Here is a 21,545-nt window from a genome sequence, read left to right on the forward strand (position 1 = left end):
CAAGAGCCATGGCCAATCCCCTCTATGATAATCTGTTCGGGCGTCATGCCGGGCAAACTGCGCCTTTCCTGCATTTGGCGAATGACGCGGTGCTCAGTTATGATGCATTCCTGCGGATGACGGCGCGCTATGCCCATGCGTTGCGCGGTGCCGGATTGGTGCCCGGCGACCGGTTGGCGGCGCAGGTCGAGAAATCGCCGGAGGCGCTTGCGGTCTATGCTGCCTGCGTGCAGGCGGGCATCGTGTTCTTGCCACTCAATACAGGCTATACCGGCGATGAACTGGGCTATTTCGTGGGTGATAGCGGGGCCAAGGTCTTGTTGTGCGACGGGGCCAAGGCCGGGGCGTTGCAGGGGGTTGCGGATCGTGCCGGGGCGGTGCTGATGACGCTCAATGGCGATGGCACGGGCACATTGCCGGAGGCGGCAAAGGGCCTGAACGAGAATTTCGAGACCGCCCCGCGCGAGCCGGATGATCTGGCGGCGTTTCTTTATACCTCGGGCACCACCGGCCGCTCCAAGGGTGCGATGCTGACACAGCGCAATCTGCTGTCCAATGCCGAGGTGCTGGTGGACTATTGGCGGTTCAGTTCTGACGACGTGCTCTTGCACGCGCTGCCGATTTTTCACACCCATGGCCTGTTTGTGGCGACCAACATTATCCTCTTGGCGGGAGGGTCGATGATATTCTTGCCGAAGTTCGATCAGGATCAGGTGATTGCGCAACTGCCGCGCGCGACCTCGATGATGGGCGTGCCCACATTCTACACGCGCCTTCTGGATGATCCGCGTTTCACAAGCGCGCTGGTCGCGCATATGCGGCTCTTTACCTCTGGCTCTGCGCCTCTTTTGGCGGAAACTCATGTGGCCTTTGAAGAGCGCACGGGGCATCGCATCCTTGAGCGCTATGGCATGACCGAGACCAATATGAACACCTCGAACCCCTATGAAGGGGCGCGGCGGGCGGGCACGGTGGGCTTTCCGCTGCCCGGCGTTGAGTTGAAAATCACCGATCCACAGACGGGGGCAGAGGTGCCGCAAGGCGAGATTGGCATCATCGAGGTGCGCGGGCCGAATGTCTTTGCGGGCTATTGGAACATGCCAGAGAAGACCGCCGAGGAACTGCGCGCCGATGGTTTCTTTATTACGGGCGATCTGGGGATGATCGACGATCAGGGATATGTGCAGATCGTCGGGCGCAACAAGGACCTGATCATTTCAGGCGGCTACAACATCTACCCCAAAGAGATTGAGTTGTTGCTGGATGACCAGCCCGGCGTGCTGGAAAGCGCCGTGGTGGGGGTTCCGCATCCGGATTTCGGCGAAACGGTGGTGGGCTTTTTGGTGCCGCAAAGAGGGGCTGTGGTGGATATTGACGCGATTGCCGGGGCGGCGGCCAAGAGCCTTGCGCGCTTCAAGCATCCTCGCAAGCTGATCGTGCTGGAGGAGTTGCCGCGCAACACCATGGGCAAGGTGCAGAAAAACATACTTAGGGCAGAGTATGCGGGGCTTTTTGCACCAGCGTGATATATGCGGATTTTACGAAAGATGGCCCGGATGCCGAGTGCACCGGGCCTTTTTGTTGCCATTCTTTGGCCTGTGCGACCAAAGTATGAATTTCTATAAACATCTGAAAGATATGTAAAATAACTTGATTTACTTGCATGTTTCCGCGGGTTTGGGCGGAATGCGGCGAAAACACCTTACAAACCTGCCGCTTTTGCTAGGATACCCGTATGTGGCGATCCCGCCACCCCCAAGCCCTTGACGGAGATCGCGCATGTTCCGCCTTGCCTTGCTTGTTTTTGCGGGCCTGATGGCTCTTTCACCGCCCGTCCAGGCACAGGAAGTGCGGGCCGTTGTGCTGCGGGTGGATTATCCTGCGCTTTTGCCGGTGTCGCGGCTTGATCTGCGGCCCGAGGATCTGGGGTTTGCCGGCGGGCAGTTGGCGACCGAGGACAATCAGACCACAGGCCGGTTTATGGGCCAGACCTATGTGACCGATGTGGTGGCCGCCACGCCCGAGACTGCCTTGGCCGAGTTCGAGCGCTTGCAAGGCGAGGGGCTGCGGTTCTTTGCGGTGCAGGCGCGGGCCGGGGAATTGCTGGCGATGTCAGAGGCCGCAGCACCGGATACGCTGATTTTCAACACGCTGGCACCAGATACTGCGCTGCGCAGCGCCGAATGCCGGGGCAATATCCTGCATGTCGCGCCGTCGCGGCAAATGCAGAGCGATGCGGTGGCGCAGTTCCTGATCTGGAAAAAGTGGCCGCGCTGGGCGCTCATTCATGGCTCGCATCCCGAGGATATTGCGCTGGCCGAGGCCTATCGCGCCTCTGCCGCCAAGTTTGGGGCCAAGATTGTGGATGAGCGGGAGTTTACCGATACCGGCGGCGCGCGGCGCACCGATACCGGGCATGTGCAGGTGCAGCGGCAATTGCCCGTCTTTACCCAAGACCTGAAAGAACACGACGTCATCATTGCTGCCGATGAAACCGATGTTTTCGCCACCTATCTGCCGTTTCACACTTGGCGGCCCTCGCCCATCGTCGGCTCTGCGGGGCTGCGCCCTTTGGCGTGGCATCCGGCGTTGGAGGCTTGGGGAGGCACGCAATTCCAGCACCGATTCGAAGAATTGACGGGCCGCTATATGCGCCCAGAGGATTACACAGCTTGGCTTGCGCTGCGGGTGCTGGGCGAGGCGGTGACGCGTACCCAGAGTGCCGATCCGGCCGCAATCCGGGCCTATGCGCTGAGCGAGAATTTTGAACTGGCGGCGTTCAAGGGGCAAAAGCTGACCTTTCGGGCGTGGAATGGCCAATTGCGCCAGCCGATATTGCTGGCCGATGGGCGGATCACGCTGAGCGTGTCGCCGCAGGACGGGTTCCTGCATCAACGCTCGCTTTTGGATACGCTGGGGCTGGATCAGCCCGAGAGCGCCTGCACTGCCTTTGCCCAATAGGAGAGACGTCCATGCACCATTTGGCCCTTGCGACCGCGTTTGCCGCCCTGATGACCAGCCCTGCCTTGGCGGGCAAGGTATTTGTCAGCAATGAACGTGGCAACACGATCACCGTTGTGGACAGCGAGACATGGGAGGTGATTACCGAATTCGCTGCCGGCAACCGTCCGCGCGGCATCACGGCCAGCCCCGATGGCAAGCATCTTTATGTCTGTGCATCGGATGACAATGTGGTGCGGGTGTTTGATACCGAAACCTATCAGGAATTACACACGCTGCCCTCGGGGCCTGACCCGGAATTGTTCGTGCTGCACCCGTCGGGCAACCCGCTTTATATCGCCAATGAGGATGACAATCTGGTCACGGTGACGGATGTGAACACCCATACCATCCTCGCCGAAGTACCGGTGGGGGTAGAGCCAGAGGGCATGGGGATTTCGCCCGATGGCAAATACGTGGTCAATACCTCCGAGACCACGAATATGGCGCATTTCATCGACACGACGACGTTTGAGATCGTGCAGAACACGCTGGTCGATCAGCGCCCGCGTTTCGCGCAATACACGGCGGATGGCAAATACCTGTTCGTGAGCGCCGAGATTGGCGGCACGGTGAGTGTGATCAATCCGGAAGGGGGCGGGATTGAGCACAAGATCACCTTTGAAGTGCCGGGCATCGCCCCGGAACTTTTGCAGCCGGTGGGGGTGCGCGTCACCTCGGATGGCAAGAAAATCTTTGTGGCGCTGGGGCCGTCAAATCGGGTGGCGCTGGTCAATGGCGAGACCTTCGAGGTCGAGAAATACCTTCTGGTGGGCCAGCGCGTCTGGCAGTTGGCCTTCGATGCCGAGGAGAAATACCTCTACACCACCAACGGCAATTCCAACGATATCTCGATTATTGATGTCGCGGCAGAAGAGGTCGTGAAATCGGTGCAGGTGGGGCAACAGCCCTGGGGCGTCGTGGTCGTATCTGATTGATCCAAGAGGAGAGAGGGAACACTGATGAAACATATGCTGACTGCCGCTGCGCTGGCCCTTCTGGCGATGCCCGCCAATGCCGCGCCGCTGTGCGATGATCTGGGCTTTGCCGGGCTCTTGGCGAAATGCAACCGGGGGGACGAGATCAAGGTCACGCTGGCCTCGGGGCAGCCTCTGGGCGAGGGGCCGATCACCCTGCAATCGGGAGCCTATTACGAGATGGAGATCACCGCCGATGGCAGCGCGGAATTGGCGCTGACCGGGCCGGAATTCTTTCGGGCGATCTGGATGGATGAGATCGTCATCAACGAGATCGAAATCAGGCCAATGGCGATCGACAGTTTCGAGTTTGACGATGCAGGCACGGCGGAGTTTTCCTTTATCGCGATCAAGCCGGGTCGTTATCACATGCTTATCCCCGGCACGAGCGGCGACAGCCAGCGGCTTGAGTTCATCATTCAATAAGGTCGCGCCCCGGTCTATGCTTTCGGGAGGACAAGGCAGGAACGCGGCATGACGGGGCTAAGGATTGAAGGGCTGGGATTTTCCTACGGGGCCAAGCGGGCCTTGGAAAACGTGAGCTTTGAGGTAGAGCAGGGCGCGTTTTGTGCCCTGCTTGGCCCGAATGGCGCCGGGAAATCGACGCTCTTTGCGCTGCTCACACGGCTTTTCACGACGCGCGAGGGGCGGATCAGCGTTGCGGGGCATGATATTGCCAGCAACCCCCGGCAAGCGCTGGCACGGATCGGGGTGGTGTTTCAACAACAGACGCTGGATCTGGATCTGAGCGTGCGGCGCAACCTGCGTTATTTCGCGGCACTGCATGGGCTGGCGGGGCGCGCGGCAGAAATGCGGATCGAGGCGGCGCTGGAGCGGATGGCAATGCGTGAGCGCGCGGATGAGTTGGCGCGTGATCTCAATGGCGGGCACCGCAGGCGCACCGAAATTGCCCGCGCGCTGGTGCATCAACCCGCTGTTTTGCTTCTCGATGAGCCGACCGTGGGACTGGATGCCGAAGCACGGCGGGCGATTACCGCCCATGTGCACGACCTCTGTGCCGGTGATGGGCTGACCGCCCTTTGGGCAACACATCTGACCGACGAGGTCTGGCCCGAGGATCGGCTGGTGATCCTGCACCGGGGCTGCGTGCTGGCCGATGGCATCACCCGCGAGATTGCCGGACAAGAGGGGCTGACCGAGCGCTTTCTGAGCCTGACAGGGGCACCCGCATGAGGCCGCTTTTGATCGCGCTGGCGGCGATTGTCACGCGCGAGGCGCTGCGCTTTGCGCGGCAACGCTCGCGGTTTGTGTCGGCCTTGGTGCGGCCATTGGTGTGGCTGGTGGTCTTTGCCGCCGGGTTTCGCGCGGCGCTGGGCCTGTCGATCATTCCGCCCTATCAGACCTATATCACCTATGAGACCTACATCGTGCCGGGGCTGTGCGGCATGATCCTTTTGTTCAACGGCATGCAATCCTCGCTCAGTCTGGTCTATGACCGCGAGATGGGGTCCATGCGGCTGTTGCTGACCAGCCCTTTGCCGCGCTGGTGGCTTTTGTTCGCCAAGATCCTTGCAGGGACTGCTGTGTCGGTGCTGCAATGCTATGCGTTCCTGGGCATTGCGGCGGCGATGGGGATCAAGATGCCGGTGATGGGCTATTTCTACGTTCTGCCTGCGCTGATCCTTGGGGGGGTGATGCTGGGCGCGCTTGGCGTGGCGCTCTCGTCCTTTATCAGTCAGATGGAAAATTTTGCAGGCGTGATGAATTTCGTGATCTTTCCGACGTTTTTCATGTCTACCGCGCTCTATCCGCTGTGGCGGATGGCAGAGAGTTCGATGCTCTTGCGCGATATCTGTGCGGTCAATCCGTTCAGTCACGCGGTCGAGTTGATCCGCTTTGCGCTCTATGGGCAGTTCAACGGTATGGCGCTTTTGTGGACGGCGCTGGCAAGTCTTGTGTTTCTTGCTCTGGCGCTCTGGGGCTATGATCCCGGGCGTGGGCTGATGCGGCGGCGGGGCTGAGGGCCTCAGACCTTGGTGTGAGTAGGCCGATCAAGCGGCCTTTGCTAGGATGATCGAATGACACCGAAAACGGCGCATATCCCCGGAACCCGTCCCGCCCCTGCGGGACCGGGGCGTTTTACCACGGCCCTTATCGTCGATGATCATCCGCTGTTTTGCGATGCGCTGTCGATGACGCTCAAATCGGTGGCGGGGATTGGCCGGATTGATACCGCCGAAAGTTTGGATCAGGCACTGGCCATGGTGGCCGAGAACGGGCCGCCGGACATTATCGTGCTCGATCTCAACCTGCCGGATGTCAGCGGGCTGGACGGTTTGGCGCGGCTGCGCGCGGTGGCGGGCGAGACGCCAATCGTGGTCGTCTCTTCGATGTCCGAGAGCCGCATGGTGTGTTCCGTGATCCACGCAGGGGCGGCGGGCTTTGTGCCCAAACACAGTCAAAGACCGGTGTTCCGCGCCGCGTTCGAGGCGATTGCGGCGGGTGAGATTTTCCTGCCTGAAGGGGTCGTTTTGACCAAAACACAAGAGCAGCCGGTCAATGACCGCGACGAGGCGGTAGAGCGTCTGGCGCATCTGACACGGCAGCAGGCGCGTATCCTGCAATTGATCTGCGAAGGGCGGCTGAACAAGCAGATCGCCTATGAGTTGTCGATTGCCGAAACCACGGTCAAGACGCATGTCACCGCCATCATGCGCAAGCTGGGGGTGCAGACCCGCACCCAAGCGGTGTTGATCGCGCAGATGGCCAGCTTCTCTAACGTCTTGCGCGAGGCAGAGTAAGCGGATTACGCTCTGACTGGGGTGGAGGACCCCATGGGAGGAGCCATGGACAGCAGCCTGTCAGAGCTGATGCTGTGCGATCAAGCTATAGTTGCGCGCGCTGAAGTGCCCCATGATGCCTGTGACCCCATTGGCGCGCTGCGTCGGGCCATGGGCGATGTGCGGCTGGCACTGGTTCTGTTCTTTGTCACCCCAAAGGCGGATTTTGAGGCGCTGATGGTCGAGGCCGCGCGCGTCTTTGTCGATAGTCGCTGTGTTGGCTGCACCACTGCGGGTGAGATCGGGATGAGCGGCTATGCCGAGGGTAGCATTGTGGCCGTTGGCTTTGCTTCGGATCATTTCCACGCCGTGTTGCAGGTTGTGACGCCCCTGTCGGAACTGGATAGTACGGCCTGCGTTTCCCAGACGGTGCGCGCTCGGGCGTGGCTGGCCACGCAGGCGGGGCAAAGCCTGCCCAATGAGTTTGCCTTTCTTGCTGTCGATGGCTTGTCGCTCAAGGAGGATGAGCTTGTTGCCGCGATTGCGGCTGGGCTGGGGCCGATGCCGCTCTTTGGCGGGTCGGCAGCGGATGGTGAGCGGTTTGCGCAAACGCTGATTTCCTGTGACGGGGTGACGTTGCGCAATGCGGCCGTGGTCTGTCTCATGCGCACCGATTGTCCGGTGCGGGTATTTCGCCTTGATCATTTTCAGCCCACGGATCGGCGTATGGTGGTGACGGATGCCGATCCCGCGCGCCGCATCGTGCATCAGATCAACGCCGAGGTGGCGGCGCAGGAATATGCCCGCATCCTTGGCTGCCGGATCGACGAGCTAACGCCCTCGACCTTTGCGGAAAATCCGGTGGTGGTGCGGATCGGCGGGCAGCATCATGTGCGCGCCATTCAGCGCGCTGAGGCCAATGGCGATTTGCAATTCTTTTCCGCGATTGACGAAGGGCTGGTTCTGACCCTCGCGCAATCACAGGATATGGCGGCGCATCTGGAGCATGAGCTGGCAGGGCTGGGCGCCGAGACGCCGCCGTTGGCGGTGCTGGCCTGCGATTGCATCCTGCGCCGAACCGAAGTGCAGCAGCGCCAGATCGGGCCTGAGATTTCACGGATTCTGGCCGCGCATCGGGTGGTGGGGTTTTCCACCTATGGCGAGCAGATCAACGGGCTGCATGTCAACCAAACCATGACCGGGGTGGCGATTTATCCCCCGATTGGGCGCTGACCCATGTCGGCGGCGTTGATCGACAATTCTGACCCGCTGGACCGGCAGAATGGCAAGTTGCTCAAGATCATTGAGGTGCTGATGCGCCGGGTCGAGCAGGTGACGGATGATGGCGGTGCGGCCTATGCACATTTCGAGCGGGCGGTCATTCTTGAGGATCAGATCAGCGAACGCACCCGAGATCTGGAACACGCGCTCGATCTGCTCAACGACTCCAACGCGCAATTGGCGCAGGCCATTCGCGAGGCCGAGCGGGCACGCTCGGACCTTGCCAATGCCATCGAGACGATTCAGGAGGGTTTTGCTCTTTTCGACAGCGACGGGCGGCTGGTGCTACACAACAGCCGTTTTGGCATGTATATGCCCGATCTTGTGGCCGAATTGCGCCCCGGACTGGAGTTTGCCGATTACGTGCGCCACGCCAGCCAAAGCCGGTTTCTGGAACTGCCTGATATGCAGAGCCGTGGCGATTGGGCGGCGCGGCGGATGCAGTTGCATCAGGAAAAACATGTGATGTTCAACCTCAACCTGACCGGCGATTGCTGGGTTCAGGTGAGTGAGCATCGCACCCGCGACGGGCAAACGGTGATCCTGCAAACCGATATCACCGATATCATCCGGCTCGAGCGGCGCGAGCGTGGCAAACTGCTGGATGATCAGGCGCAGTTGATCCGGGCTACGTTGGAACACATTGATCAAGGCGTGTGCATCTTTGATCGCAGCGGGCAATTGCGCGGCTGGAATCAGAATGCGGGCAGCATGTTGTCGATTCCCATTTCGCGGTTTCGGGTGGGGATTGAATTCGATGTGATCCTGCGGCGCATCGGCAGCGATTTCGAGATTGAAGGTGGGCTGAGCGCACATGATATCGCGGTCTGGGTCGGCGCACAGGACCGGCGCGCGCCGTTGAGGTTCTACATGCGCTCGGGCACGCATAAGACGCTGGATGTTTTTGCCCGGCAGATGCCCGACCGGGGCTTTGTCATCAGTTTTTCGGATGTAACCGCCGAGCGGGCGGCCGCGCGCGCCCTGGCGCATGCGAATGAACGGCTAGAGCAGCGGGTGCGCGACCGCACGCTGGAGTTGGAGGATGCCTTGGCCAAGGCCGAGCGCGCCAATGCCTCTAAATCGCGGTTCGTCGCGGCGGCGAGCCATGATTTGCGCCAGCCGCTTTCGGCGGCGCGGCTCTATCTTGCGTCGCTGCAAGAGGAATTGGCCAGTGCCGATCACCGGGTGTTGATGGACAAGGCGCAGCGGGCGCTGACAAGTGTTGAAGACATCATTGACGCGCTGCTGGATATATCACGGCTGGAATCCGGGCATGTCGAAGTCGATGTGACCCACGTGCCGCTCCGTCGGATCACGGATCAACTGATCGACGAATTCGCACCGATTGCCGCGATCAAGGGTTTGGACCTGCGCTATGTTCCCTGCGGTGCCATGGTCGAGAGCGATGCAAGTTATCTGCGGCGGGTGTTGCAGAACTTGATCGCCAATGCCATCCGCTACACACCTTCGGGCAAGGTGCTGGTGGGGGCGCGGCGGCAGGGGCGCAATCTGCGTCTGGAAGTGCGCGACACGGGGCCGGGTATCGCCCCCGCCGATCAGGACCGCATTTTTCAGGAATTTCACCGGCTGGATGCACATGTCAGCGCCGCCGAGGGGATGGGCCTTGGGCTGGCTATCGTGGACCGGGCCTGCGCACTTTTGGGGCATCCGTTGGAATTGCGCTCTGATCTGGGGTGTGGGGCCTGTTTCAGCGTGACGGTGCCGCTTGTCTCTGTGGCGCGGAGCGGGCCTGAAATCCGGGGCGTGGGCGGCGCCCGGGCAAGAGCCTCGCTCGAGGGGCGGATCGTGCTTTTGATCGAGAATGATCCCGATTTGCGCCACGCCCTGACCCTGCTTTTGCGCGGTTGGGGGGCGGATGTGGTGGAGGCGGGTAATCTCTTGGAAGCATTGACGCAACTGGCGGATTTAGGGCTGAGCCCTGATGCGATGTTGGTGGATTATGAATTGGACGAGGGCGTGCGCGGGCCCGAGGTGATCGCGCGGATCATCGCGCGCCACGGGGTTATTCCGGCGCGGATCATCACCGGGCATCTTGTGGCGGAAATGCACGCGCATTGCCGCGCGGCGGGGCTGGAGGTATTGCCAAAACCGATTGATCCCGCAGAGCTTGAGGCTTTTCTGAAGGCGGCAGTGGGATAAGACGCGTGGTGCCTTAGCCGATAAAGCGGCGGGCCACCGCGCCTGCCATATAGCTGATCCGCCCCTCAGCCATGGTTGCCACCACGCGGCGTGTATCGGCCGCGAGGATAACAAGATCGGCACGTTGGCCGGGGCGGAGCGTGCCGCGGTCCGACAGCCCCAAGAGCCGCGCCGGACCAGAGGATATCAGCCCCCAAGCGGTCGCCAGATCACAGACCCCGCCATCCGCCAGAAGAAAGGCCGCGCGCCTGAGCGAGGGGTAATGGTAATCAGAAGCCAGCGCATCCACGAGACCCATCGCCACCAGACCAACCGCGCTGACATTGCCCTTGTGTGATCCCCCGCGCACCAGATTGGGCGCGCCCATGATGACGGCATCACCGCCCGTGCGCGCCTCTTCTGCGGCTTCGAGCGTTTCGGGGAATTCGGCGATGGTCATACCGCGCGCGCGCGCCTGCCTGCGGCCTTCGGCGGTGGCATCGTCATGACTGCCCAGCCGCACGCCGCGCGCGGCCAAACCTGTGGAAAGGCGGTCCAGTGCGGGGCCGACCTCGGGTAGTCGCGCGTGCAGGCCTTGGATATATTCGAGATGCTTTTCGGGATTGCGCCCGATGCGCAGCGCTTGCCCGGTCAGACCTTGCGGTTTTTTGCCCGCAGCAAGTGCCTTGTGCGGCAGGTGGTCGTTGAACACGACATAGCCGATGCCGTGGCGTGCGACCATGTCTTCGACAGCGGGGTAGTCATCGAGCAGCGACATTTCAAAGCGCAATTGTGCGTGCAGATCGGTTTCGACATGCTCGCGCACCGCAGTCAGGGCCGCAAAGACCTGATCGGCGAATTCCGGCCCGCGCATGCCGCCTTCCCAGCTATAGAACTGCGCCAGAACAGCAGTGGTGATGCCATTGGCCGCCAGTTCCGCCTCGGTTGCGATCATGCCTTGGGCGAGGTCCTTCATCGCGCCGCGCCGGGGGGCCAGATGCCGCTCGAACCCATCACCATGAATATCGACGATGCCGGGCAGGATCATATAGCCGTCCAGATCAACCGCGCGGCCCGATGGCGCGTCGGCAATCCGCCCGTTGCTGAGCGAGAGGTCGCAGGCTGTCAGCCCCTCGGCTGTCAGCACCTGCGCCCCGCGCAATGTGATCTCAAGCGTTGTCATTGTCATCTCCACCCGAGGAGCACATCGCCAAGCGTCAGGCCATGGTTGAATTGGCCCTGCGCCAGAAATTCCTCGACCTGCGCGATCACGAGGGGGTTATTCATCAGAAAGGTATGCGTGACTGGCAGAGTGATATGATCCGCCATGCCTTCGACACGGGTTGAGGCGACCGAGACTTTGCCATCGTCCGGCCCGTCGATCAGGCTGGAAAAATAGGGGTTGAGCGAGCGGGTGCCGGCGATCACCCCCAACTCGAAATCCACAGGCGGAAGGTTTTCCGGCACGCCGCCCGGCCCGGTTTCCAGCTGAAGACCCGCAGGCCCGTTGAGCCAGCGGAAAAGTTCGAGCCCGCCCAGTTCATCCACCAATTCGCTGCCATGGTTGGGTGGGGCCAGCATCACGACCCGGCCCATCTGGTCAGGGCGGTTGTCCTTGAGCCAGAGCCGCAAGAGGATGCCGCCCATGGAATGTGTGACGAAATGCACCCGCGTCGCGCCGCAAACCCGGACCGCAAAGGGCAGCGTTTCGCGTGCGAGCCGCTCGATTTCCTCTTCGGTCGAGGGGTAATCGGGGCTGAAGACGTCATATCCGCGGGCCTCAAGCACCTCTTGCAGGATGACAAAAGATGCGTCCGAGCGCGCCAACCCATGCAAGAGCACCACGCAATCGGCCCGCGCCGCCGTGGTCCAGAGGGCCAAAATCAGGCCTGCAAGGATGGTCATTCTGCTCATGTCGTCCCCATAGGCGCAAATGCGCGTGCTGAACAGGGGTCACGCGCCGTCGCGTTTGGCCAAGCCTGCTGCACGCATCTGGCTGAGCGTCATGCGCGGGGTCAGCGCCTCGGTCGAGATCACAAGATCGAGCACGGCACCGGTCGGCGAGGCGCAGGCGCGGGTGAACGCATCTGCGAAATCCTCGGTGCGCTCTACCCGCTCGGCGTGAAAGCCATAGGCGCGCGCGAGGGCCGAAAAATCGGGATTGACCATATCCGTGCCCGAGACGCGTTCGGGATAGTTGCGTTCCTGATGCGCGCGGATGGTGCCGTAGATGCCATTGTTAAGGATGAGAATGACCGGCTGCGCCCCCGCCTGTGCGGCGGTGGCCAGTTCCTGACAGGTCATCTGAAAATCACCATCCCCCGCAAAGCAGAGCACGCGCCGCTCTGGATGCACGACTTTGGCGGCAATCGCCGCTGGGATGCCATAGCCCATGGCCCCCGATTGCGGAGCCAAGAGGCGCATCGCAGCCCCGTATTTCAGGAACCGCCCTGACCAGATCGCAAAATTGCCCGCGCCATTGGTGATGATCGCATCCTCGGGCAGAACCTTGCGAAGATAGGCTGTGACCTTGCCCATATCGACGGGCGAGGGCAGGTCAGGCAGGTCAAACCCCGCCTCATACCCGGCGCGCGCCTCGGCCCGCCAAGCGGCCCAATCCCCTTGCACCGACCCACCTGCGTTCAAGGCGTGCGCAAAGGCATTCGGCCCGGCCTGAATGCCCAGTTCCGGCTGATAAACCTTGCCCAATTCCAGATCTGAACCATGCACATGGATCAGACGTTGCTGCGGCTCTGGCAGGTCAAACACCGTATATCCATCGGTCGAGTTCTCGCCAAAGCGGTTGTTGACGGCCAGAATGACATCCGCCTCAGCCAAGAGGCGGCGCACATTGGGCACCATGCCCACGCCCGCCTCGCCGCAAAAGACCGGCGCGTGATTGTCGAACTGATCCTGATAGCGAAAGACCGAGACGACCGGGATGTCGGACGCCGCTGCAAATTCTTGCAGGGCTGCGCGCCCTACGTCTGTCCAGTTGCAGCCACCATAGAGAAGGAGAGGCCGCTTGGCCCCCGCCAGCATTGCGCGCGCTTTGGTTATGGCCTGAGCCCCCGGTTCCGGCTCTGGATAGGTTCCCGGGCCGGAGAGCGGCGGCACCTCTGTCATATCGGTCAGCATATCCTCGGGCAGGGCCACCACCACCGGGCCGGGGCGGCCCGTCACGGCGGTTTTCCACGCCCGCGCCACGATTTCGGGGATGCGGCCCACCTGATCAATCTCGACCGCCCATTTCACCATCGTGCCAAACACAGCGCGGTAGTCCAGCTCTTGGAATGCCTCGCGCCCTTTCATATCGGTGCCTACCTGACCCACAAAAAGGATCATCGGCGCACTATCCTGCATCGCGGTATGCACCCCGATTGCGGCATTGGTCGCCCCCGGCCCGCGCGTGACCCAACAGATGCCAGGACGGCCCGTCAGCTTGCCATAGGCTGCGGCCATAAAGGCGGCTCCGCCCTCTTGGCGGCATAGGGTAAAATCAAGTCGCCCGGCTGTGTCGTGCAAGGCATCCAATACCGCAAGATAGCTCTCGCCCGGCACGCCGAAACTGTGCCGCGCCCCCAATGCCAGCAGGCAATCCACCAGCAATTGCCCGCCGTTGCGCGTGTTGGTTCCCATGTCCTGCTCCTTTGTCTTGGTCGCGCGCAAGCTGGCCCAAGGCGGGGGGCAAAGACAACCCCTTTTCACCGGTCGACCTGCCGCCTAGGGTTGGCCCAGTCGATCTTTGCCTCAGGTGTTCTCATGCCTTCGCCCCGCCTTGCTGCCCGCGCCGTGATTGTGGATCAGGGGAGGTTGTTGCTGGTCAATGCCTATGCCGATGCCGCCAGCACGCTGTGGTGTGCGCCGGGCGGCGGGGTCGAGCTGGGCACATCGCTGCCCGAGAACCTGATGCGAGAGGTCCATGAGGAGACCGGATTGACGATCCGCGTGGGCACACCCTGCCTGATCAACGAGTTTCATGCGCCCGCCACAGGCTTTCATCAGGTCGAGGTGTTCTTTCGCTGCACAGTGGTTGCAGGAGCGCTTTCGGAGGATTGGCGCGATCCCGAGCAGATTGTAACCCGCAGGCGTTGGGTGACAGAGGCGGAGATGGGGAACCTCCGGTTCAAGCCCGACAGTCTCGCGCGCGTCGCCTTTCAGCGCGGCATGGGTTACGATCCCTTGGAGGAAATCGTTGGTCCCTGAGGACGCATCGGGATCACCGAGACCGCAACGCCGCCCAGCACCAGCGCGCTTGCCAGCACGAATTCGGCGCTCAGCGCCTCGCCCAAAAACAGCATGCCGCCTGCCATGGCAATGACCGGCACGGTCAGTTGTGCCACCGCCGCAACCGAGGCCGCCAACCGAGGCAGAAGGCTATACCAAAGCGCGTATCCCAAACCGGATGTCACCGCCCCCGACAGCACCGCAAGCAAGACGCCCTGCGGCCCGATCACGATTCCCTCGGCCCCCTTGGGCACCAGCCAGCCGACCAAGAGGCCCACGGGCGCGGCCCAGATGAAATTGGCGGCCGTGGCCATCAGCGCATCGCCTGATTTGCGCCCCGTCAACGAATAGACGCCCCAGCCTATGCCTGCCCCTGCCATCAGCAGGCCATGGATGACGCTCACCTGTGGTCCGCCTCCGGGCCAGAGCAGCCACGCCAGCCCGGCAAAGGCCAGCCCGGCCCCGGTCCAGCGCCGCACTGGCATTGCCTCGCGCGCGAAGAGTCCCCCCGCGAACATGGTGATCTGCACCACGCCAAACAGGATCAGCGCGCCCAGACCAGCATCAAGCCCCCGGTAGGCTATGGAAAATCCGTAGAGATAGATCAAAAGGGCCATGACCCCAATCGCGCGCCCCGGCCCCAACAGGCGCAGGCCACCGCGCAGCACAAGGCACAAAAGCCCCAGCATCACCGCGCCAGAGATCAGGCGGATCGTCCCAAAGCTCACGGCATCTATGTCGCCCCCGGCAATAGCCATACGGGTCAGCACCGAATTGGCGGCAAAGGCGATCATGGTGAGGGCGGTCAAAAGAAAAAGGCGCATGCCTGTTGCTACCCGCTCTGACGCGCAGGGTATAGTCAGATGATCGTGAAGCTGCCCGCTTTCCTCGGTCTACACAGGCTCAAATCCCGACCTTTCCGCCGGATATTGCCAGCGCCGGGAAAGGGCCGCCCTTGGGCGACCCCAGATGCCGATTGCTCAGCTTTGCGCATCCAACTGGCCGCTGCGAAAGAGCAGACCCGCCGCGACGGTGCCGATCACCGGGGCGACGATAAAGAGCCACAGTTGCGCCAATGCGGTGCCGCCGACGAATACCGCAGGCCCGATCGAGCGCGCCGGATTGACCGAAACGCCTGTCACGTTGATGCCGACGAGGTGGATCACCACAAGGGCAATGCCGATGGCCAGCCCCGCCAGATGCGCGGGTGCGCCTTTGCCGGTGGCCCCAAGGATCACGACCATGAACAGAAAACTCGCCACGACCTCGAAGAGGAAAGCCGCCGTCATGGTGTATTCGCCCAGATAGCCCGGACCCCAGCCATTCTGGCCCAGCCCGTTTTGGGCAAGGCTGTAATCCGCCTTGCCGCTTGCGATCGTCATCAATACGAAGGCCCCTGCCACAGCGCCCAGGATTTGCGCCACGATATAGCCCGCCGCCGTGGTCAGGGACATGCGGCCCGCCGCAACCGCCCCCAACGATACCGCTGGGTTGATATGGCAGCCCGAAACCGGACCGATGCCATAGGCCATGCCAATCAGGGCAAAGCCAAAGGCAAAGCTGATGCCTGCAAGGCCGATATCGCCCCCGGCAAGCACTGCCGCCCCACAGCCAAAGAGAACAAGAGTGAAAGTGCCGATAAACTCGGCCAGTTGCTTTTGCATTGGAAACCACCTGCTGAACTTGTTGAACAGCGCTAGATTATCGCGGGTTTCAATCTCTGGAATGGGGAATTTTCGGTGTTTGGGTTACGTATTTGATGCCCGGTCACCGTCCAAAAAAAAGGGGCCGCCCGAAGGCAGCCCCGATCCGATTGCACAAGGCAAGCGTGATTTACATCATGCCGCCCATGCCGCCCATGTCGGGCATACCGCCGCCACCGGCGTTTTCTTTTTGCGGCTTGTCGGCCACCATCGCTTCGGTGGTGATCAACAGGCCTGCGATCGAAGAGGCATCTTCGAGAGCGGTGCGGACAACCTTGGCCGGGTCGATGACGCCAAACTTGAACATGTCGCCATATTCATCAGTCTGTGCGTTATAGCCGAACTTGGCGTCAGAGCTCTCGCGGATTTTGCCTGCGACGACGGAGCCGTCAACACCGGCATTCTCTGCGATCTGGCGCAGCGGCGCTTCGAGCGCGCGGCGCACGATGGCGATACCGGCGTTCTGGTCACTGTTGACACCTTCAAGACCGGCCAGTTTCTTGGCCGCCTGAACCAGAGCCACACCACCGCCGACAACGATGCCTTCTTGCACGGCTGCGCGGGTTGCATTGAGCGCGTCATCGACGCGGTCCTTGCGCTCTTTCACTTCGATCTCGGTCATGCCGCCAACGCGGATGACAGCAACGCCACCGGCCAGTTTGGCCACGCGCTCTTGCAGCTTCTCGCGGTCATAGTCCGAGGTGGTGTCCTCGATCTGCTGGCGGATTTGGCTGACGCGTGCTTCGATCTCGGCCTTTTCGCCCGCACCATCGACGATGGTGGTGGCGTCTTTGGTGATCGAAACTTTCTTGGCGCGGCCCAGCATGTCCATGCCGACATTCTCAAGCTTCATGCCGAGGTCTTCGGAAATCACCTGACCACCGGTCAGAATGGCGATATCCTGCAGCATCGCCTTGCGACGGTCGCCAAAGCCGGGGGCCTTGACGGCAGCGATCTTGAGACCGCCACGCAGCTTGTTCACGACCAGCGTTGCGAGGGCTTCGCCTTCGACATCTTCGGCAATGATCAGGAGCGGTTTTTGCGACTGGATCACTTGCTCGAGCAGCGGCACCATCGGCTGAAGGCTCGAGAGTTTCTTCTCGTGCAGCAGGATGAGGCAGTCCTCAAGGTCCGCAACCATTTTGTCAGCATTGGTGACGAAATAGGGGCTGAGATAGCCACGGTCGAACTGCATGCCTTCGACGACATCGGTCTCGGTCTCGAGGCCTTTGTTCTCTTCGACGGTGATGACACCCTCGTTGCCGACTTTCTGCATCGCTTCTGCGATCTGACGGCCAATTTCGGCCTCGCCATTGGCAGAAATGGTGCCAACCTGCGCCACTTCGGCGCTGTCGTTGACGGGGCGCGATGCGGCTTTGATGGCCTCGACAACCTTGCTGGTGGCCAGATCGATACCACGCTTGAGGTCCATCGGGTTCATGCCGGCGGCAACCGCCTTCATGCCTTCCTTGACGATGGCCTGAGCCAGAACCGTCGCGGTGGTGGTGCCGTCGCCGGCCTCGTCATTGGTGCGGCTGGCGACTTCTTTCACCATCTGCGCGCCCATGTTCTCGAACTTGTCTTCCAGTTCGATTTCCTTGGCAACCGATACACCGTCCTTGGTGATGCGCGGTGCGCCAAAGGATTTGTCCAGAACCACGTTCCGGCCTTTGGGGCCGAGGGTTACTTTGACCGCATCGGCCAGAATGTTCACGCCCTTGAGCATGCGATTGCGGGCGTCGGTATTAAAGCGTACGTCTTTTGCAGCCATTTGAGGTGCTCCCGTGTTTGATTTCCGGTTGGATCAGCGTAAGGGGGAATGCCCTTACGAAATCACGCCCAGAATGTCGCTTTCCTTCATGATCAGCAGCTCTTCGCCGTCGACCGTGACTTCGGTGCCGGACCATTTGCCGAACAGAATGGTGTCGCCAGCCTTGACGGCCATTGCGATCAGTTCGCCATTGTCCTTGCGGGCGCCATCGCCGCAGGACACAACTTGGCCCTGGCTCGGTTTTTCTTTGGCGCTGTCGGGAATGATCAACCCGCCCGCGGTTTTAGCTTCGCTTTCAACGCGGCGGACAAGCACGCGGTCATGCAGCGGTTTAAATGCCATCTCTGAGGCTCCTTGGCTCAAAGTTACTCCCTAATGATCCCCGTTTGGAGATCATTAGCACTCATGGGGTTCGAGTGCTAACGGCGCATAGCTAGGGAGTGCGCCGGGGTGAGTCAACCGTTTTGATCCTCAAAAATTACCTTTTCGACCAACCCCGCTTTGGGATTTTATGCCGCAGTGCAGCATCGGGCAGGTGACAAGCCGTGCCCACCCACCTATAAGGCGCGCAAACCCGCATCAATGACAGGATGACCCCTATGACCACGCTTGTTTTCGGCCATAAATCCCCCGACACCGATTCCACCGGCTCGCCTATTCTCTGGGCTTGGTATCTCAATGAGGTGAAAGGTGCGCAGGCCGAAGCTGTCCTTTTGGGCGAGCCCAATACCGAGGCTGCCTTTCTCCTGCGCAAATGGGACCTGCCCAAGCCGCGTATCATTGCCGATGTCGACGCCGGTCAGCCTTGCGTGATCGTGGACACCAACAACCCGGCCGAATTGCCCGCCAACATCAACAACGCCGACATTCAGGCAATCATCGACCATCACAAGCTGGTGGGCGGTTTGGAAACCAAAGGCCCGATTGACATCACCGTGCGCCCGCTGGCCTGCACCGCGACCATCATGCTTGACCTGATGGGCGACGATGCCGCGAAAATGCCAAGCTGGGCCAAGGGCACGGCGCTGACTTGCATCCTGTCAGACACGCTCGAATTCCGCTCGCCCACGACCACCCCACATGACCGCGCTGTGGCCGAAAAACTGGCTGCCGATCTGGGCATTTCGATCCCCGACTATGCCGCCGAAATGTTTGCCGCCAAATCCGATGTCTCGGCCTTTTCCGATGCTGAACTGCTGCGCATGGATTCAAAGGAATATGAGGTTGGTGGCAAGTCGTTCCGCGTGAGCGTGCTTGAAACCACATCGCCCGCCATCGTGCTCGACCGCAAGGCAAGCCTGATGCAGAGCATGACCACCGTCGCCGCTGAGGATGGTGTCGATCAGGTGCTGCTCTTTGTGGTGGATATTCTGAATGAAGAAGCCACGCTTCTGGTGCCCAACGATCTGGTCAAGACAGTTGCGGAAAAAAGCTTTGGCGCGACCGTGTCGGGTGATGCCGTGGTTCTGCCGGGTATCATGAGCCGCAAAAAGCAGATCATCCCCAATCTGGCGCTCTGAACGTCATATAGAGATTTCGAGCAGGGCCGCCGATGGGCGGCCCTTTTCGTTTCAGAGGGTCGAATCTGGCCGCAGACGCCATAACGCAGCGTTCCGGGGTGACAATATCGCGGTGCCGCGCCATGGTGCATTCCAGCCAAGGGAGGTCCGCCATGTCCGAATATCCGCATCTTCTGAGCCCGCTTGATCTGGGGCACGTGACCTTGAAAAATCGCGTGCTTATGGGGTCCATGCACACCGGGTTGGAGGAAACCCGCGATTGGAACCGGGTGGCAGAGTTTTATGCGGCACGGGCGCGCGGCGGTGTTGGCCTTATGGTCACGGGCGGCATGGCCCCCAATCGCGAGGGCGGCGTATTTCCCGGCGCGGCAGGGCTATTCACGCCCGAGGATATCACCAATCACCGCATCGTCACGGACCGGGTGCACGAGGCGGGGGGGCTGATCGCGATGCAAATCCTGCACGCTGGCCGCTACGCCTATGGCAAGGAATGCGTCAGCGCCTCAGCCATCAAGTCGCCGATTTCGCCCTTTACGCCCAAGGCATTGGACGAGGAGGGGATCGAAAAGCAGATCGCCGATATCGTCACCGCCGCGCAGCGTGCGCGCGAGGCAGGCTATGACGGGGTCGAGATCATGGGGTCCGAGGGGTATTTCCTCAACCAGTTTCTTGTGACCCACACCAACAAGCGCGAGGATCGCTGGGGCGGGTCGTATGAGAACCGGATGCGCCTGCCGATTGAGGTGGTGCGGCGTGCGCGGGCGGCGGTGGGGGATGATTTCATCATCATTTACCGGCTTAGCATGATTGATCTGGTGCCGGGTGGCAGCACCCATGACGAAGTCGTGCAATTGGCGCAAGAAATTGAGCGTGCAGGCGCTTCGATCCTCAATACCGGTATCGGCTGGCATGAGGCGCGGATTCCCACGATTGCAACCAGCGTGCCGCGTGCAGGTTTTGCCTGGGTTACGAAAAAACTGATGGGCAAGGTGGGGATTCCTGTCATCACCTCGAACCGGATCAACACGCCTGACGTGGGCGAGGCGGTTTTGGCAAGCGGGGCCGCTGATATGGTCAGCATGGCGCGGCCGTTTCTGGCGGATGCAGAGTTTGTGAACAAAGCGGCGGCAGGGCGCAGCGCTACGATTGCGCCCTGCATCGCCTGCAATCAGGCGTGCCTTGATCACACATTTTCGGGCAAGCTGACATCCTGTCTGGTCAATCCGCGCGCCTGCCATGAGACGGAACTGGTGATTGCGCCCGCAGAAATGCCCAAGCGGATTGCGGTGGTCGGTGCGGGGCCTGCGGGCCTCTCGGCGGCGATTACGGCGGCGGGGCGAGGGCATCAGGTGACGCTCTTTGACCGGGCGACAGAGCTTGGCGGTCAGTTGAACATGGCCAAGGTCATCCCCGGCAAGGAAGAGTTTCGCGGGCTGGTGGACTGGTTTGGCACCATGGTGGCCGAGTCGGGCGTCGATCTGCGTCTTGGGCAAGAGGTGACCGCCGATCATCTGGACGGCTTTGATGCCGTGATTATCGCCACCGGCGTGATTCCACGCGATCCGGGTATTCCGGGGCAGGATGGGCCGAATGTGGTGACGTATGTTGACGTATTGCGGGGCGGTGCAGAGGTGGACCACCGCGTGGCCGTGGTGGGCGCGGGCGGCATCGGTTTCGACGTGTCCGAATACCTCGTGCATGAGGGGATCAGCCCGACCGAAGACATCACATTGTGGCGTACCGAATGGGGCGTGGGCGATCCGGCAGAGGTGCGCGGAGGCCTCGCGCCGCAGGGACCGCAGCCAGAGCCGGCTGCGCGCAAGGTCACGCTCTTGCAACGCAAGGCAGAGGCACCGGGCAAGCGGTTGGGCAAAACAACAGGCTGGATTCATCGCGCCGCCCTCAAGATGAAGGGCGTCGAGATGATCGGTGGCGTCAATTACGAAAAGATTGACGCAGAAGGGCTGCACGTGAGTTTTGGCGAGGCCCGCGAACGCCCGACATTGATTGCGGCGGATACCGTCGTGCTTTGCTCGGGGCAGGTGAGCGAGCGCAGTCTGGCCGATACATTGGCGGCGCGCGGAATAGAGGCGCATGTGATCGGCGGCGCGGATTTGGCCGCCGAACTTGATGCGAAACGCGCGATAGATCAGGGCACGCGGCTGGCTGCCACGCTCTGACGCGGT

19 protein-coding genes are annotated in these 21,545 nt (G+C 61.4%); 12 read left to right on the forward strand and 7 right to left on the reverse strand.

The annotated features are described in order from the left end of the window. The first annotated feature begins 8 nt into the window (after positions 1–8). From GC127_RS11450 to GC127_RS11490, 9 genes are all read left to right on the forward strand, one after another. A complete protein-coding gene (locus GC127_RS11450) occupies positions 9–1,526 on the forward strand; it encodes a malonyl-CoA synthase (RefSeq protein ID WP_151978163.1) in 1,518 nt (505 codons plus the stop codon). A 253-nt stretch (positions 1,527–1,779) separates the two neighbouring features. After that, positions 1,780–2,961 carry an ABC transporter substrate-binding protein gene (locus GC127_RS11455; protein ID WP_151978165.1) on the forward strand — a complete coding sequence of 394 codons (1,182 nt, stop codon included), beginning with the start codon at positions 1,780–1,782 and terminating at the stop codon, positions 2,959–2,961. 11 nt (positions 2,962–2,972) lie between these two features. Continuing rightward, on the forward strand, positions 2,973–3,938 hold the full coding sequence (locus GC127_RS11460; protein ID WP_151978167.1) for a YVTN family beta-propeller repeat protein: 966 nt from the start codon (positions 2,973–2,975) through the stop codon (positions 3,936–3,938). 24 nt (positions 3,939–3,962) lie between these two features. Further along, on the forward strand, positions 3,963–4,403 hold the full coding sequence (locus tag GC127_RS11465; RefSeq protein ID WP_008281651.1) for a hypothetical protein: 441 nt from the start codon (positions 3,963–3,965) through the stop codon (positions 4,401–4,403). A gap of 48 nt (positions 4,404–4,451) precedes the next feature. Then, on the forward strand, positions 4,452–5,171 hold the full coding sequence (locus GC127_RS11470; protein ID WP_151978169.1) for an ABC transporter ATP-binding protein: 720 nt from the start codon (positions 4,452–4,454) through the stop codon (positions 5,169–5,171). Then, positions 5,168–5,959 carry an ABC transporter permease gene (locus tag GC127_RS11475; protein ID WP_151978171.1) on the forward strand — a complete coding sequence of 264 codons (792 nt, stop codon included), beginning with the start codon at positions 5,168–5,170 and terminating at the stop codon, positions 5,957–5,959. The genes GC127_RS11470 and GC127_RS11475 overlap by 4 nt, the downstream gene beginning before the upstream one ends. 57 nt (positions 5,960–6,016) lie before the next feature. Further along, on the forward strand, positions 6,017–6,739 hold the full coding sequence (locus tag GC127_RS11480; protein WP_008281654.1) for a response regulator transcription factor: 723 nt from the start codon (positions 6,017–6,019) through the stop codon (positions 6,737–6,739). A 33-nt stretch (positions 6,740–6,772) separates the two neighbouring features. Further along, positions 6,773–7,951: an FIST N-terminal domain-containing protein gene (locus GC127_RS11485; protein ID WP_254700084.1), complete on the forward strand. Its 1,179-nt coding sequence runs from the start codon at positions 6,773–6,775 to the stop codon at positions 7,949–7,951. Between the two features lie 3 nt (positions 7,952–7,954). Further along, a complete protein-coding gene (locus GC127_RS11490; RefSeq protein ID WP_151978173.1) occupies positions 7,955–10,159 on the forward strand; it encodes a PAS-domain containing protein in 2,205 nt (734 codons plus the stop codon). A gap of 13 nt (positions 10,160–10,172) precedes the next feature. On the opposite strand, the gene GC127_RS11495 is transcribed toward GC127_RS11490, so the two are convergent. Genes GC127_RS11495 through GC127_RS11505 form a run of 3 tightly spaced genes read right to left on the reverse strand, consistent with a single transcriptional unit; the run spans position 10,173 to position 13,777 of the window. Further along, on the reverse strand, positions 10,173–11,321 hold the full coding sequence (locus GC127_RS11495) for an alpha-D-ribose 1-methylphosphonate 5-triphosphate diphosphatase (RefSeq protein WP_199861237.1): 1,149 nt from the start codon (positions 11,319–11,321) through the stop codon (positions 10,173–10,175). Between the two features lie 2 nt (positions 11,322–11,323). Further along, the gene (locus tag GC127_RS11500) at positions 11,324–12,052 is read right to left on the reverse strand and encodes an alpha/beta fold hydrolase (RefSeq protein WP_112303074.1); all 729 of its coding nucleotides are present in this window, start codon (positions 12,050–12,052) and stop codon (positions 11,324–11,326) included. 39 nt (positions 12,053–12,091) lie between these two features. Beyond that, positions 12,092–13,777, reverse strand: coding sequence for a thiamine pyrophosphate-dependent enzyme (locus GC127_RS11505; RefSeq protein WP_151978177.1), 1,686 nt, complete (start codon positions 13,775–13,777; stop codon positions 12,092–12,094). Between the two features lie 123 nt (positions 13,778–13,900). Here GC127_RS11505 and GC127_RS11510 point away from each other — a divergent pair, with 123 nt between their 5' ends. Next, entirely contained in the window at positions 13,901–14,344 is a 444-nt protein-coding gene (locus GC127_RS11510; protein ID WP_151978179.1) for an NUDIX domain-containing protein, read from the forward strand. Here the strand turns inward: GC127_RS11510 and GC127_RS11515 are convergent. The 4 genes from GC127_RS11515 to GC127_RS11530 form a co-directional block, all read right to left on the reverse strand. Next, positions 14,311–15,189 carry a DMT family transporter gene (locus GC127_RS11515; protein ID WP_151978181.1) on the reverse strand — a complete coding sequence of 293 codons (879 nt, stop codon included), beginning with the start codon at positions 15,187–15,189 and terminating at the stop codon, positions 14,311–14,313. The genes GC127_RS11510 and GC127_RS11515 overlap by 34 nt on opposite strands. 156 nt (positions 15,190–15,345) lie before the next feature. After that, positions 15,346–16,029 carry an aquaporin gene (locus GC127_RS11520; protein WP_008281662.1) on the reverse strand — a complete coding sequence of 228 codons (684 nt, stop codon included), beginning with the start codon at positions 16,027–16,029 and terminating at the stop codon, positions 15,346–15,348. Positions 16,030–16,198: 169 nt separating this feature from the next. Further along, positions 16,199–17,839 (reverse strand): chaperonin GroEL, encoded by a 1,641-nt coding sequence (gene groL, locus GC127_RS11525; protein WP_008281663.1) that lies wholly within the window; start codon positions 17,837–17,839, stop codon positions 16,199–16,201. Between the two features lie 54 nt (positions 17,840–17,893). Further along, the gene (locus tag GC127_RS11530) at positions 17,894–18,181 is read right to left on the reverse strand and encodes a co-chaperone GroES (RefSeq protein ID WP_008281664.1); all 288 of its coding nucleotides are present in this window, start codon (positions 18,179–18,181) and stop codon (positions 17,894–17,896) included. 257 nt (positions 18,182–18,438) lie between these two features. On the opposite strand from GC127_RS11530, the gene GC127_RS11535 reads away from it, so the two are divergent. Then, the gene (locus tag GC127_RS11535; protein ID WP_008281665.1) at positions 18,439–19,359 is read left to right on the forward strand and encodes a manganese-dependent inorganic pyrophosphatase; all 921 of its coding nucleotides are present in this window, start codon (positions 18,439–18,441) and stop codon (positions 19,357–19,359) included. 152 nt (positions 19,360–19,511) lie between these two features. Beyond that, positions 19,512–21,539 (forward strand): NADPH-dependent 2,4-dienoyl-CoA reductase, encoded by a 2,028-nt coding sequence (locus tag GC127_RS11540; RefSeq protein WP_151978183.1) that lies wholly within the window; start codon positions 19,512–19,514, stop codon positions 21,537–21,539. Positions 21,540–21,545: the final 6 nt, after the last annotated feature.

The organism is Roseovarius sp. EC-HK134, from assembly GCF_902498815.1.
GTDB classification, from domain to species: Bacteria; Pseudomonadota; Alphaproteobacteria; order Rhodobacterales; family Rhodobacteraceae; genus Roseovarius; species Roseovarius mucosus_A.